Origin of the sequence: Geobacillus sp. WSUCF1 (assembly GCF_000422025.1) — a bacterium.
Taxonomy (GTDB): domain Bacteria; phylum Bacillota; class Bacilli; order Bacillales; family Anoxybacillaceae; genus Geobacillus; species Geobacillus zalihae.
Window position 1 is genome coordinate 1 of sequence record NZ_ATCO01000042.1, and the last position, 13,657, is coordinate 13,657.

The window sequence follows — 13,657 nt, forward strand, 5'->3', positions numbered from 1 at the left end:
CACCACACCATTATCATGAGCATGAACGTGTAAGGCAAACATATCCCGCCCACCGTCATCCTTAGCAGGCGGCAAGAAGAAGCGCCTTTGCCCGAACGCAAAGCGCCCATAGTGGTGTTCAGTCCGATTCATCTAATCAATCGCCTGGCGCGCACGGTCTTGCAGCATTTTCACCCCAGCGAGTGAAATCAAGCCCATGACGACGATATAGAAGGAGATGGCGGTGGCGCTGCCGTATTTGTGCAACAGCCACGTGCTGATGAGCGGGGCTGGGCCGCCGGCGATGATCGAGGCCAGCTGGTAGCCGAGCGAAGCGCCGCTGTAGCGAAGCCGCGTCGGGAAGTTTTCCGCGATCATGGCCGCCTGCGGGCCATACAGCATGCCGTGGAACACCATGGCCACGACCGTCGCCAAGAAGATGAGCCCGACGCTTTTCGTATTGACCAGCCAGTAATACGGAAACGCCCAAAGCATCAACAAAATCGTGCCCGTCATGTAGACGCGGCGGCGGCCCCACCGATCGGATAAATGGCCGGAATAGACGATCGAAAGCGCGTTGATCACCGCAGCGATAATCGTCACATTGACGAAAATGCTTTTTTCCATCCCCAAAAATGTCGTCCCATAGCTGACGATAAACGTGACAAAAATGTAGAATGACCCGTTTTCAATCACCCGCGCAAGCGCTGACCATAGAATTTCGCGCGGATGCTTGACCAGCACCTCGCCGACCGGCATCTTGCTCGTCTCTTGTTTTTTCATCGCTTCTTGGAACAGCGGCGATTCGAGCACTTTCAGCCGGATGTACAGCCCGATGGCGATGAGAAGGAAGCTTATGAGAAACGGAACGCGCCATCCCCACGCATAAAAGCTGTCGCCGCCAGCCGCAAGCATCAGCGTCGTCACAAGGGAAGAGGACAACAGCCCGAACGGCACGCCCATTTGCGGCAGCGAGGCCATAAACCCACGCCGTTTGCCTTCTTCCCACTCCATCGCAATCAAAATTGCGCCGCCCCATTCCCCGCCGACGCCAATGCCTTGAATGAGACGCAGCGCGGTCACCAGCACCGGCGCCCACAGGCCGATTTGCTCATAGGTCGGCATCAGGCCGATCAACGCCGTCGCCAATCCCATCAACAGCAGCGTGGCGACCAACGTCGCCTTCCGGCCGATGCGGTCGCCGAAATGGCCGAAAATCGCGGCGCCGACCGGCCTGGCGATAAATCCTAACGCAAAGGTGGTAAAGGATTGCATCAGGGCGACGTACGAATCTCCCTCTGGAAAGAATAATTGTGGAAACACGAGAGCGGCCATCGTCCCGTAAAGGAAGAAATCGTACCATTCAATCGTCGTGCCGACCACACTGGAAATCGCCGCCCGCTTTTTTTGACGCTTCAATTCCACCGTATCCATCATCGTTACAGCCATTCACAACACCCCTTTCACGCAATCAAAGTGCGCGCATCTCATGGAAACGGAAAAACAAATGGATGATAGCAAAAAAACGAACATAATGTTAGCGCTTCCAAAAACAAACCGTCATGGACTCGTTTCTTTGTCAGACCGTCATGACGTTTCACAAGCCCGTCATGGAGCTTTCCCTTCCCGCGCTACAAGCACATGCACAACGGCATCGACGACCGTTTCTTCCCGCTGGTTGACAATCCGCTGATGCACCGTGACGAGCCCGGCTTCCTCGCCCCGTTCCGTCAACCGCTTCACTTCCGATTCCACGTAAATCGTATCGCCGATTTTCACCGGACGGACGAAGCGGAGCGCGTCGATGCCGTAAAAAGCGAGCACACATCCCGGCTCCATCACCCATAGTCCCGTCGCCACCGACATTGTCAGCATCCCGTGGGCGATCCGTTCGCCAAACCGCGTCTGCCGTGCGTACTCGCGGTCGAGATGGAGCGGATAAAAATCACCGGAAACGCCGGCAAACTGCACAATATCAGCTTCGGTAATCGTCCGCCCGCGCGAACGGTGGCGCTCGCCAAGTGCATACTGTTCAAACGGACGGTCAAATCGCACGCCTTCCCCTCCTCTTGATTGGTGCAAAAAAGAGTAAAATGAAATTCCACCCCCTTCCGGTCTGACAGCTATATTTTTCTAATATTCAGAATATTGTCTGTGTAGATTTTCCTTTGCGCATCCCTCCCCGCCAGCCGTCTGTCATTAACATATGAACGGAGTGAAGCGGATAGAACTGCTCCTCCTCTGTTTCGTGTTTCAAAATGGGCATTACCCAAAAAACAAAAGGATGCTCACCTGGCATCCTTTTTCATGTTCGTTCTTTATTCTTTTACCGAGCCGGACGTGAGCCCAGAGACGATGCGGCGCTGAAACAACAGCACCATGATCACAAGCGGGATCGTCACCACCACGGTGGCTGCAGAAATTTCGCCCCACGGGATCGTATACTGGCCTTGGAACATGGCAATGCCGACCGGAACGGTTTTGTATGTTTCCGCTGTGTTGATCGTCAAGGCAAATAAAAATTCGTTCCATGCGGCAATGAAGACGAGAATGGACGTCGTAAACACCCCTGGCACAGCGAGCGGCAAAATGATTTTAAAATACGTCTGCATCGGCGTCGCCCCGTCCATTTTCGCCGCTTCTTCCAAGTCAAACGGAATCTTACGGAAAAAGGTGACAAGCAGCCAAATCGACAACGGCAAGGCAAACGTCGTATACGGAATGATCAATCCTAAGTAGCTGTTCGTCAACCCGAACTTTTTCACAAACATGTAAATCGGAGAAATGGTGGCAATTTGCGGAAACATGGATACAGCCAACACCAAGCCGAGAATGACCGTCTTGCCTTTAAATTCAAGGCGCGCGATCGCATAAGCCGCAAACGCGGCGACAAAGACCGTATACACCGTCGTAATGGTCGCCACGACCGTGCTGTTCCATAAATAGCGCAAAAACGGGTAATTGACAAAGACCGATACATAGGATTTTAAGGTCGGATGGCTCGTCAACCAATCGAACGCTTTGTCGCCAAACAATTCGCTAAGCGGCTTAATGGAACTGAGCAAAACCCATAAAAACGGAAACATCACAAAGAACACAAACAGGGCTAAAAACACGTAAAAGAGCGGACCTGCTTTTTTCGTCATGATCCCACCTCGCTTATCGTTTCACACTCGCGCTGTCAGACAGCAAATCCTTTCCAAGCCACTTAATATAAATCATCGAAATGATGGCTACGCAGAGAAATACAACGACCGCCAGCGCCGACCCCGCGCCGAAATTCGTCTGCGAGAACATGACTTTATACGCTAAAATCGAAATCGTCTCCGTCGAGTTCGCCGGCCCTCCGCCGGTTAAGACGTAAATCAGGTCGAACACGCGGAACGCATCGAGCGTGCGGAACAACAATGCGACTAAAATGCTTGATTTTAACAGAGGCAGCGTGATTTGGGTGAATTGCTGCCATTTGGTGGCCCCGTCGATCGAGGCGGCCTCATACAACGAACTCGGAATCGTTTGCAGCCCGGCCAGCAGCAAAAGCGCCATATAAGGGGTTGTCTTCCATACATCGGCAAAAATGACCGCAAACATCGCCCCCGCTTCCGTCGTCAACAAATCTCCCATCCGGTCGACCAAACCGATTGTTTCAAAATAATGGGCGACAATGCCGTTTTGTCCATCATATAAAAATTTCCACATCAGCGCCGATACGGCAGTCGGAATCGCCCACGGAATCAAAATCGTCGCCCGCACCACCCCTCGTCCAAAAAAGGCCTTATTGATGAGCAACGCAATTCCGAGCCCTAACACTAGCTCAATGGCGACCGACACGACCGTAAAGAACGTCGTATTCCATAACGCCTTCCATAAGCGCATGTCGCTGAAGCTGTCCTTATAATGCTTGAGGCCGACAAAGTTCGGCTCGATCACAACCCCTTCGAGCCCTTCGGCCAAGCCGACGACTTTATCCGCCTGCTGCAGTTCGCCCGCTTTTTTCATCTCCTTCAGCGCTCGGACGACATCATCAACCGTGTCGGTCAGCCGCTCGGCCGTCTGTTTGTCCAGCTCGACGATCTTCAGCTCATCGCTTGGCGTCTCGAAATTGTCGAGCACTTCGTTCACTTTGTCATATTGCCTTGCCACTTGATCATTCGAACGGATCGCCGCATCCAGTTTCGCGAGCTTTTGTTCGATTTGCGCCAACGTTTGTTTCGTTTGTCCATCCGCAGCCGCCATTTCCTGCTTAAGAGCGCTTTTGAGGAACGGATAGTTTTGTAGATATCCTTCCAGATCGAGGCTGTAACTCCAGTGAATCGACGATTTGGTCGGGTCGTTGAGCCGATAGTCGAACAAGCTGTAATAAAAGGACTGGATGACAGGCCAAATGGCGATCGCTAAAATGAGCAGCATGGCCGGCGCGACGAGCGAATAGCCTAATAGGCGCTCCATTCGCTTTTCATTCCTCATCGCTGTTCTCTCCCTTCTGCTTGGAAAAGGATATTAGCCTTCAGCACCGGGCAGATGACGGCCTGAAGGCTAATGAACCGAAAGTGGTCAAACAACATGGCGTTCTTTGTTTGGCTGATGGGGCATTGGCCGGCGTTGGCCGGATTCAGATCGGCCACAAGCGCCGACCCAGTCATTCGACTTACTTATTCAAGGCTGCTTTCATTTCTTTTTCCATATTGGCCACAGCTTGTTCGACCGTCAGCTCCCCGGCCAGCGCTTTCGATACGTTGATTTGGATGATTTCCGAAATTTCTGGATAGTTCGGGACGACCGGGCGCGGCACAGCGGCGTTCAACGCATTGACAAATCCTTCTTCCGCAAAGAACGGATTGGCTTTTAAGACATCTGGATCTTTAAACAATTCCGGAAGCGTTGGCGCTAAACCGCCGTAAATCGCAGAAATTTTTTGCCCCTCCGGCCCCGTCATAAATTTGACAAATTCCCATGCTTCTTTCGGATGTTTCGAATATTTGTTGATCGCGGTCATCCAGCCGCCCAGCGCGGCAGCCGAACCTTTGTCTCCGGCCGGAAGCGGAGCCACGCCGACTTTGCCGACGATTTTCGATTGTTCTTTGTCGTTCGCTAGCGCGTATTGATAAGGCCAGTTGCGGATAAACGGCGATTGTCCTTCAATGAACGCGGTATGGGATTCCGGTTCCATAAACGTTGTCACGTTGCTCGGCACGACATCCGATTGAACGATTTCGACCATTTTTTTCAAACCTTTAATAGCTTCGGGACTGTTGACGACGACGTTGCCGTTTTCGTCGACAATTTTCCCTCCATACGAAGCGATAAATTCTACCGCGTTGCAGACGAGCCCCTCATACTGCTTGGCCTGCATCAAATAACCGAACTTCGTGCCGCCTTTTCCTTTCAGCTCTTTTGCCGTCTTTAACAATTCATCCCATGTTTTCGGCACTTTCTCCTCAGGCACGAGGTCGGTGCGATAAAACAGCATACCGGTGTCAATAAATTTCGGCATTGCCCATTGCTTGCCATTAAAGTTGCCGGCCGCAAGCGCCCCTTGGTTGTATTTGCTGAGGTCAATGCCGTCTTTCTCAATAAAACGGTCGAGCGGCAGCGTATAACCCGCTTGTGCAAACTCCGCCGGCCAAATGACGTCAAGATCCATGACATCGATTTCCGATGACTGCGCATTTAACATCGTAACGTAAGCATCATGCTGCTTCCCGGTGTCAGCCGGCATTTCACGAAATTCAACATCGATGTTCGGATGCGCTTTTTCGAACGCTTCGATGATTTTTTCGGTCGCTTTCGTGGAATCTTGGCCGCGGGCATAGACAATTTTCACTTTTTCCGACTCGCCCGTGTTTCCTGCTTCTTTTTTGCTGTCTTGGCCCGTCTGGCTCTCGCTTTGGCCGCCGGAGCATGCCGCGAGCCCCATCGTAAGCGCTAACAAAACAGCCGATGTTTTGAGTGTCTTTTTCACCATGATTCTCCCCCTTTAAATTTTGGATTTGTCAAACACCGCATGGCATCGCGTATAGTGGTTGCTTCGACTGCCCCAATCACCCCCTGGACATGACATCCATTGACGTTTGACTTGGCATCCCCCACTGCTTGTCTATACACATTCTTTGTAATCGATTACATACAAAACGATGAACACCCTCATGTCCGCTTTTTTCTTTCCTCTCGAAGCTGAAAACGTGCAGTGTTCCCATGCTTCCCTGTTCAACCAAAGCAACCTGTCTAGGCCGTCGGTCACCCTGCCCGCTTTGCCAGCTTCTTTTTGCACCTTGGTTATGTAATCGATTACAAAATCATCTTACATTGCCGAAAAATCGTTCGTCAAGTCCCTAAATGCTTTTTTTGCTTTATAAACAAAGAACCCCAAGCAAACTCGCTTGGGATGTTCCTTCACACCTCCACCGTCTTCCCTTCCTCGACGATATGATAAAGCAAATGCGCCAGGTGGTGGATCGGTCCGTATTCCTCTTCGCCGTCTTCCGTCATTTCTTCTTCGTCGGCGAATTCAAGGTCGTTCAAATACAGCGCCATAAATTCGTAAAAGTCTTTCAGCTCAAAGCTGTAGCACGCGCTCGGGTCTTCGTTGTCTTCTTCATATTGAAGCATTAAATACGATACGTTGCCTTCGTTGTCCTCAGCGTCGAAAAAGACGAAATAGCCGATATTGGTGTCAAGGTCAAACAGATGCCGCGTCCCGCCCTCGGTCGCCTTGTCAAAATCCTCTTGGCTCAACTTGCCGACGTTCATCGCTTCGACGTCGTCTTCGCGGTGAAACTGGACCGTAAATGTTTTCATCGTGATTGCCTCCTTAGAAAATGCTTAATGAATACGTTTTTGACAGCCGCTCGAGCAGTTTCACCCCGGTCAAGCTGTTCCCTTTATCATCGAGAGCCGGGCCGAAAATACCGATGCCGCACCGGCCCGGGACGGCGGCGAGAATGCCGCCTGAAACGCCGCTTTTCGCCGGAATGCCGACTTTGATGGCAAATTCCCCAGATGCGTTGTACATGCCGCACGTGACCATAAATGTTTTGCAAATGCGGGCGACATCAAGCGGCATGATCGGCTCGCCCGAATGCGGGTCGCGCCCGTCAAGCGCGAACACCAAGCCGATGCGCGCCAGGTCGATGCACGTCATTTCAATGGCGCACTGCTTCGTGTACAAATCCATCAGCTCTTCGACATCTTCGTCAATGATACGATGCTGCTTGAGAAAATAGCAAAGCGAACGGTTCAAAAACGCGGTTTCAAATTCGGAGCGGGCCACTTCCTCCGAATACGCGATCTGTTCGTTGCCCGCCAATCGGCGAACAAACGCCAACAGCCGTTCCAGCCGTTCGGACACCGAGCCGCCTTGAATCATCGACGTGACGACAAGCGCGCCGGCGTTAATCATCGGATTCAGCGGCTTGGCAGGCTTTTCCTCTAATTTGGCAATGGAATGAAACGGATAATCCGTCGGCTCCATGCCGACTTTATGGAACACTTCATCTTCTCCGTGATCCATCAACACAAGGGCCAGGGCAAGAATTTTGGAAATGCTTTGCAGCGTCACTTTCACCGTCACATCCCCGGCGCTTGCCACCTTGCCGTCCGGGGTGTAAACGGCAACTGACAGTTCATTTGGATCGGCCTTGCCCAAGGCGGGAATGTAATCGGCTACTTTTCCATAGCGGGCGTACTGTTTCGCTTCTTCGACAAAGCGGACCAATTGTTCTTGACTGTACACAGGCATCACCGATCGTTAGTATCGCCTGTTTTTTCCGTTTCTATGCCCAAACGATGCAAACAGCGGCGATTTCAGACAGGGGGGGCGCTTTGCCCTCGCCAAGCGGACCGCCGGCAAAAACCGCCCCGCTCTCCTCCAGTCGGCGGCCTGAACCTGCTGTTTGAACAGCAGCCGTTTTTCTTATTCTTCTTCGGCAAATACGTTTTTTAATTCGATCGCAAATCCGGGAAACAGACGGACAGGAATCGTATCATCGCGGACATACATCCCTTGATGGCGGAATCTTCCTTCTTCGAGCACATAGACATCAATCGTCTCATTCATCGGATCGGCAATCCAATATTCTTTCACCCCTGCCCGCTCATAACGGTGAAATTTGACAATTTTGTCCTTGCGCACCGTCGATTTTGAAATAATCTCCACAACGAGATCCGGCACGCCGACAATTCGTTTTTCGCGAATTTTGCTTTTGTCGCAGACAACGACAAGATCCGGCTCAACCCATTCGCGAATTTGTTCCGGATCATCCCGATCCGCCAAACAAACGTCGATCGGAGCGCCAAATACGGTGCATGTTTTTCCACGCAAATAGGCCGCAAATTCCACCAACAATTCACGTTGCACGGCCTGATGTTTCGGCGTCGGAGCGGGGGACATGTTGAAGACTTGGCCATCAATGACCTCATAGCGTACATCTTCGTCAAGCATCATATATTGCGCATAAGTAAACGGCTGCCCTTTTTCCGGCGCTGGCATGAAAACGGCCTCCTTTCCTCTTTTCTTTTTAGTATACTTGAATACCGCCTGGCAACCTAGCGTTTTCTTTTTCTCCACAACCCGTTGTAGGCAAGGGAGACCGGTTTCAAGTATAATGAAAAAGAGGTGAGGAGCATGCAAGAAGCCATCAACATGCCCCCGTCCCCGTCATGGGAACATCAAATCGTTTGCGACAATCTTGTTTCCATGATCAAAGGAAAAAGCCCATGTCAACCGATTTCAAACTTGTCCGTGAAACTCGAAAAGAACGGAAACGTGATGAACGAGTTTATCCAGCCGGATGTCGCTGTCTATTGCGAACGGCCTGAAAAAATCATCGGCGGTTATAAGGGGCGGCCGCTCATTGTCATCGAAGTTGTCAGCCCGTCAACCTACAAAATCGATGTGACGCTGAAAAAAGATTTGTACTGCGCCTACGGAGTGGAAGAATACTGGATCGTTGACCCATACAACAAAACGATCCGTCAGTGCACACTCGAACATGATCGATACGCCGAGACGATCATCGCCTGCGGAGAAACGTTCGATTCTGTGATCGGAACAATGGACACTGCGCTCGTGTTTCAAGGTGTTTAACCGCCTGTTGATCGCCGGCGACGCCCTCTCCACCGAAGCCGGGCGACTATGGGCGGAATTCGGCGGCACACCTGATATGGGCGAAGCCATGCACTCTGTCCGCAAATTGCTTGAATTTGATATCGAGACGGCCATCTGTTACCACGGTGAAGCATGCCGCGGCGATATTCGCGAACAATTGGAGCGAATTGTTTCATCGATGGCATAACCTCATTCGGCGGCACAGCCCTGACAGACGAAGCCTTCTTTTTTGTTAACATCGGGGATGCCGACAACGGCATCCTTTTCTGATTTCCTGAAAAATTAGCCATTGATCTTATCCCGTTTTTCTTGTATAATGAAGTATGTCTGACAAACCATTTCGGGATGTAGCTCAGCTTGGTAGAGCACACGCATGGGGTGCGTGGGGTCGCAGGTTCAAATCCTGTCATCCCGATCGAAGGAAACCAGCCGAAAAAACGTTCGGCTGGTTTTTTTGTTCTCTCACGCGTTTCCTCCTCGTGACGCCGTTTTTCCCTATGAAATCAATCCAATCTGCCTTCCTGCCCAAGCGATACGGTCAACCGCCATATCAATGTCTTCTTCCGTCATCGCGGCGGTGATGGAAAAGCGAATGCGCGCCGTTCCCTCAGGGACGGTCGGCGGCCGGATGGCGATTGCGGCAAGGCCCGCTTCCTGCAGCAACTCGCTCATCGCCACAGCCTGGTCGTTCGGGCCGACGATCACCGGAACGATCGGCGTCTCGCTGCCGCCGGTGTCAAACCCAAGCTGTTTCAGTTTCGTGCGGAACTGTTCGCTTAAGGCGTGCAGCCGCTCGCGCCGCTTTGGCTCGGATTGAACGATATGAATAGCCGCTTCATTGGCGGCGAGAACCGCCGGCGGCAAGGCGGTGGTAAAAATGAAGCTGCGGGCGCTGTTGATCAAATAGTCGACCAGCCACGGCTCTCCTGTTACATACGCGCCAAAGCTGCCAAGCGCTTTGCTGAAGGTGCCGATGGCGATTACATCCTCTTCCTTCTCAAGCCCGAAATGGTGAAGCAGCCCTTCGCCGTTCGGTCCAAACACACCGCCGCTGTGTGCTTCATCGACAATTAACATCGCGCGGTAGCGCCGTTTCAACTCGACAAGCTTCGGTAGTGGCGCTAGATCGCCGTCCATGCTGAAGACGGCATCGGTGACGATCCATTTCCGCTTATCGGGCGGAGATTGCTTCAACAATGATTCCAGCTGATCGATGTCGTTATGCCGATAGCAGAAACAGGCGGCTTTGCTCAAGCGGATGCCATCAATCAAGCTCGCATGGTTCAACTCGTCACTAAAAACAAGATCATCGCGGCCGACTAACGCTGTCAATACGCCGATGTTGGCCGTGTAGCCGCTGTTGAAAATAAGCGCCGCTTCTGCTCTTTTCCATTGTTTCAATGCGGCTTCCGCCCGCTCATAGAGCGGATGATTGCCGACGACGAGCCGCGACGCGCCCGCTCCGGCTCCGTAGGTTCGCATCGCCTCACAGCCCGCCTCAATCAGCCGCCTATCATCCGCTAACCCTAAATAATTATTGGACGCTAAATTCAACATCGGCTTTCCGTCCAACATGACCGAAGCGCCTGACGCCTCTGCCCGGCGCAGCTGGCGCTTTTGCGCTTTTTGTTCCCATTCGAGCAGTTGGGCGGTTAGTTCGGTTTTCATCCCTATCCCTCCTTATATGTAAACTGTTTATAAAAAATAGTTTACATTAAAACCCGCAACTCGGCTAGGAAAAGATGATCGGTTTTGTTAATTGATTATTTAGCACATTGTTTTGGAAATTATTCTTTTCCACCCTCGACCGCATGCATAGTTCAATCGCAGACATGTCATACTATGCGTGTTATCGGCAAAAAGGAGGTGGTGGAAATGGACGTCCGTCGGGCGCAAGAAATCGCGTCGTCGCCGGTGATGGCAAACGTCACGTACAACGGCCAGCGCATTTACATTGAGCATGTTGACCAACAAAAAGGCGTAGCAACGATCCACCCGCTTGACAACCCAAATCAAAAGCAAAGCGTGCCGGTCGCAAGCTTAGAGGAGCATTCGTAACGAAAAAAGCGAGAGAAAGGACGCGTCCTTTCTCCCGCTTTTTGATTTAATCGGCCGTCAGCTCTTCCCGCTCTTTGTAGGCCTCTTGCACCGTTTGTTCCTTCATCGCTGTCCGGCCTGCCGTCCGTGTGTCGGCGGCGCGGGCCGGATGCCCGGCGCGTTGGTTGTCCGGTTTCCGTTTCATCGCCCTCCCCTCCTTCATCCCTAGCATGCCCCAAATGAGACGGGTTTACGATAGCGAAGGGGAAAGCGGCCCTTCTCGCCTCAAGCACGGTTTCACCTGATTTTTTCCAACAGCTCGATCCGATTGCGGAACGGATCGCGAAATGAAAAGCGCTTCACTCCTGGGATCGGTTTTTCGTCTTGCGTCGCGACGCCGTGCTCTTCCAAATAACGGCGCGCCGCTTCCACATCTTCCACTTCGAAAGCGGGGTGGCTTTTGCTGTTGTAGCCGTCGCGTTGTTCCGCCCCGATATGGAGCTCGATATCGCCGACTTTGTACCAAAGCCCACCGTTTCCTTTCAGCGATGCCGGCTTTTCGATTTCTTGAAAACCAAGCACACCGGTGTAAAAGGCGCGCGCTTCGTCTTCGGCGCCAAACGGAATGCAAATTTGCACATGGTCAAGCCGTTTGACACGAATCATCGGTTTTCCCCTCCCTGTTCGAATGCCGGTTGTATGCGGCGGATGAACGAAACAGCGGCGAGCACCCAAACAAGCAGCACCGCTTCGACCGCCCAAACGTTCGTGACCACTTTCGCTTGGTAAAGCGCCGGCATCACGTCCATCGCCGCATGGATCAAAATGGCGTACAGGACATAGCGGAATTGCTTCTCCCGCACCCCAAACAAAACGAGGAGCGACAGCGCCACGTGCACTGTAAGCGCAAACAGCCGTTCCAAGCCGCCTAACACGTACATCGCAAACGGCGTGTGCAACACTTGCTCCTTGATCAGCTCCGCCTGTCCTGCCGGAAGCGATGGGGCGATCGTTTTGTCGAATGATCCGGATTGAATCAAGCTCGCAAGCACGATGACATTGACCGCGCCAACCGCCCCGAGCAATACCGCTTCCGTCCCGCCGTGCCCAAGCCCGAATGATAAACCATCGCCATATCCGCGATGTTGCTTTAGCAGCCAACGGAACCCGACATAGCGGCCAAGTTCTTCAAACACGCCAGCGGCGAGCGCGGCGTACAGGACAAAGAGCCAAACGCTGTCTGTTCCTTTTAACGCTGGCCGGCCCGGTTCGAGCACAGCGATGTGCAGCGCTTTTTCCAATACTTGTGAGAAAACGAGAAACACAACAGCCCCGACGCCGAGCGCTTTCCATGAAAGCCATCCTTTTTTTCTCCCGTACCATGCGAGACCAACAGGAACAAGCAGTGAAATGGCAAGCTGCACCGCCGCACCGATCATTCCCACGTCCCTCTCCCCCCTGCCGCTTATTTATGAACGGTTGCGCTGTTCTTGCTGCTCATAAAGAAACGATTGAACGATGAGATACAAATTGCCGACAACGATGATGACGAGAAACAAAACAGCCCTCATCTCTCCGCGCCAAAACGCGGTGAGCATCGACAAAATCCCCATCGCGATAAACACCTTGCCGCCAAGGCGGTGCGTTTTGTTCCAAACGGCCTCGCTTTCCAACGTCCACGGCGTGCGGATGCCGATAAAATAATTCGGTTTGATTTTCGGCATGTAGTTTCCCAACACGATGAACAGCACTCCGACACCAATCGGCACAAGCCGTCCAACATCGACCGGAACTCCGAGATTGTACGCCAATGTTGCGATATGCAGGAGCAAGAAAAAGAAGGCGAGCGCCGCGTTGACAATGCGATAGCTTTTTTGAAAACGGCCGTAACTTTCTTTTTTCGGGTCAAACTTCGGCAACACTCCCATCAACATGATGAGAAGTGTCATCAATAAGGGGGGAAGGAAGGCACCCAACCATTTGTTGCTGAAGCCGTCGGCTTCACCCGCTGCGTTCCAGTGAATGGCCACTTGATCCGGCAAATAAGGAATGGCAGCCAGACTGATGACATAGGCGAAAACTGTAAGCATGATCGCAAGCCGATTACTCTTCCACATGTTTCTCTCCCCTTTCGACAAAATCGTAAAACCAGCGCAGCAAATCTTGAAACACCGTCGTGTTCAGAGAGTAGTAGATATGCTGTCCCTCACGCCGGTCTTGCACCAAATCAGCCTGTTTGAGAATTTTCAAATGATGCGAGACGCTCGGTTTTTGCATATCAAAATGCGAAGCGATCTCCCCTGCTGTCAACTCCCCGTTCCGCAACAAGGATAAAATTTTCCGCCGCGTCGGATCGGCGATCGCTTTAAACGCTTCGTTGAATGACAATGGCGATTCCACCTTGCAAACGAGTTTTCGTTGGATAAACCGCTAAAGGGGCATCTTTCGTTTATCACAGCTTCGCGTGCGGCGCATGCAAACGATTTTTCATGCCGGTCTATAGTTAGACATTTAGGAAATTATCTAAATACGGAC

Annotated in this window: 17 protein-coding genes and 1 tRNA gene; 4 read left to right on the forward strand and 14 right to left on the reverse strand. The window is 52.1% G+C overall.

Translation table 11 applies throughout. The features are described 5' to 3' along the window. Window positions 1-132 precede the first annotated feature (132 nt). The 8 genes from I656_RS10960 to I656_RS0115055 all read right to left on the reverse strand — a co-directional run bounded on the left by I656_RS10960 (window position 133) and on the right by I656_RS0115055 (window position 8,467). Window positions 133-1,428, reverse strand: a complete 1,296-nt coding sequence (locus I656_RS10960; protein WP_020754409.1) for an MFS transporter — start codon at window positions 1,426-1,428, stop codon at window positions 133-135. A 159-nt stretch (window positions 1,429-1,587) separates the two neighbouring features. Further along, window positions 1,588-2,034, reverse strand: coding sequence for a MaoC/PaaZ C-terminal domain-containing protein (locus I656_RS10955; RefSeq protein ID WP_015375215.1), 447 nt, complete (start codon window positions 2,032-2,034; stop codon window positions 1,588-1,590). A 263-nt stretch (window positions 2,035-2,297) separates the two neighbouring features. After that, a complete protein-coding gene (locus I656_RS10950; RefSeq protein WP_020754412.1) occupies window positions 2,298-3,125 on the reverse strand; it encodes a carbohydrate ABC transporter permease in 828 nt (275 codons plus the stop codon). Between the two features lie 13 nt (window positions 3,126-3,138). Continuing rightward, complete coding sequence (locus I656_RS10945) at window positions 3,139-4,446, reverse strand: carbohydrate ABC transporter permease (protein WP_020754413.1); 1,308 nt, start codon at window positions 4,444-4,446, stop codon at window positions 3,139-3,141. 181 nt (window positions 4,447-4,627) lie between these two features. After that, window positions 4,628-5,944, reverse strand: a complete 1,317-nt coding sequence (locus I656_RS10935) for an ABC transporter substrate-binding protein (RefSeq protein ID WP_020754415.1) — start codon at window positions 5,942-5,944, stop codon at window positions 4,628-4,630. Window positions 5,945-6,372: 428 nt separating this feature from the next. Further along, window positions 6,373-6,777 carry a hypothetical protein gene (locus I656_RS10930; RefSeq protein WP_015375219.1) on the reverse strand — a complete coding sequence of 135 codons (405 nt, stop codon included), beginning with the start codon at window positions 6,775-6,777 and terminating at the stop codon, window positions 6,373-6,375. A 13-nt stretch (window positions 6,778-6,790) separates the two neighbouring features. Continuing rightward, the gene (gene glsA, locus I656_RS10925; protein ID WP_033005078.1) at window positions 6,791-7,717 is read right to left on the reverse strand and encodes a glutaminase A; all 927 of its coding nucleotides are present in this window, start codon (window positions 7,715-7,717) and stop codon (window positions 6,791-6,793) included. A gap of 174 nt (window positions 7,718-7,891) precedes the next feature. Next, window positions 7,892-8,467 (reverse strand): Uma2 family endonuclease, encoded by a 576-nt coding sequence (locus I656_RS0115055; RefSeq protein WP_033005081.1) that lies wholly within the window; start codon window positions 8,465-8,467, stop codon window positions 7,892-7,894. A 135-nt stretch (window positions 8,468-8,602) separates the two neighbouring features. Here I656_RS0115055 and I656_RS10920 point away from each other — a divergent pair, with 135 nt between their 5' ends. From I656_RS10920 to I656_RS10910, 3 genes are all read left to right on the forward strand, one after another. Continuing rightward, on the forward strand, window positions 8,603-9,064 hold the full coding sequence (locus I656_RS10920; RefSeq protein WP_033005083.1) for a Uma2 family endonuclease: 462 nt from the start codon (window positions 8,603-8,605) through the stop codon (window positions 9,062-9,064). Beyond that, on the forward strand, window positions 9,057-9,272 hold the full coding sequence (locus I656_RS10915) for a metal-dependent hydrolase (protein WP_020754420.1): 216 nt from the start codon (window positions 9,057-9,059) through the stop codon (window positions 9,270-9,272). Before I656_RS10920 ends, I656_RS10915 begins: the two co-directional genes overlap by 8 nt. A 154-nt stretch (window positions 9,273-9,426) precedes the next feature. Further along, a tRNA-Pro gene (locus I656_RS10910) sits at window positions 9,427-9,500 on the forward strand. Window positions 9,501-9,580: 80 nt separating this feature from the next. On the opposite strand, the gene bioF is transcribed toward I656_RS10910, so the two are convergent. Continuing rightward, the gene (gene bioF, locus I656_RS10905) at window positions 9,581-10,753 is read right to left on the reverse strand and encodes an 8-amino-7-oxononanoate synthase (RefSeq protein ID WP_020754421.1); all 1,173 of its coding nucleotides are present in this window, start codon (window positions 10,751-10,753) and stop codon (window positions 9,581-9,583) included. Between the two features lie 207 nt (window positions 10,754-10,960). Here bioF and I656_RS10900 point away from each other — a divergent pair, with 207 nt between their 5' ends. Then, the gene (locus I656_RS10900) at window positions 10,961-11,143 is read left to right on the forward strand and encodes a small acid-soluble spore protein H (RefSeq protein WP_011231614.1); all 183 of its coding nucleotides are present in this window, start codon (window positions 10,961-10,963) and stop codon (window positions 11,141-11,143) included. Between the two features lie 46 nt (window positions 11,144-11,189). Here I656_RS10900 and I656_RS18595 read toward each other — a convergent pair whose 3' ends face one another. From I656_RS18595 to I656_RS10880, 5 genes are all read right to left on the reverse strand, one after another. After that, on the reverse strand, window positions 11,190-11,327 hold the full coding sequence (locus I656_RS18595) for a hypothetical protein (RefSeq protein ID WP_015375224.1): 138 nt from the start codon (window positions 11,325-11,327) through the stop codon (window positions 11,190-11,192). Window positions 11,328-11,419: 92 nt separating this feature from the next. After that, window positions 11,420-11,788: a VOC family protein gene (locus tag I656_RS10895; RefSeq protein WP_015375225.1), complete on the reverse strand. Its 369-nt coding sequence runs from the start codon at window positions 11,786-11,788 to the stop codon at window positions 11,420-11,422. Then, window positions 11,785-12,567: a YhfC family intramembrane metalloprotease gene (locus tag I656_RS10890; RefSeq protein WP_015375226.1), complete on the reverse strand. Its 783-nt coding sequence runs from the start codon at window positions 12,565-12,567 to the stop codon at window positions 11,785-11,787. The genes I656_RS10895 and I656_RS10890 overlap by 4 nt, the downstream gene beginning before the upstream one ends. A gap of 24 nt (window positions 12,568-12,591) precedes the next feature. After that, on the reverse strand, window positions 12,592-13,239 hold the full coding sequence (locus I656_RS10885; protein ID WP_015375227.1) for an SdpI family protein: 648 nt from the start codon (window positions 13,237-13,239) through the stop codon (window positions 12,592-12,594). Further along, a complete protein-coding gene (locus I656_RS10880; RefSeq protein WP_015375228.1) occupies window positions 13,226-13,510 on the reverse strand; it encodes an autorepressor SdpR family transcription factor in 285 nt (94 codons plus the stop codon). The genes I656_RS10885 and I656_RS10880 overlap by 14 nt, the downstream gene beginning before the upstream one ends. Between the last annotated feature and the right edge of the window lie 147 nt (window positions 13,511-13,657).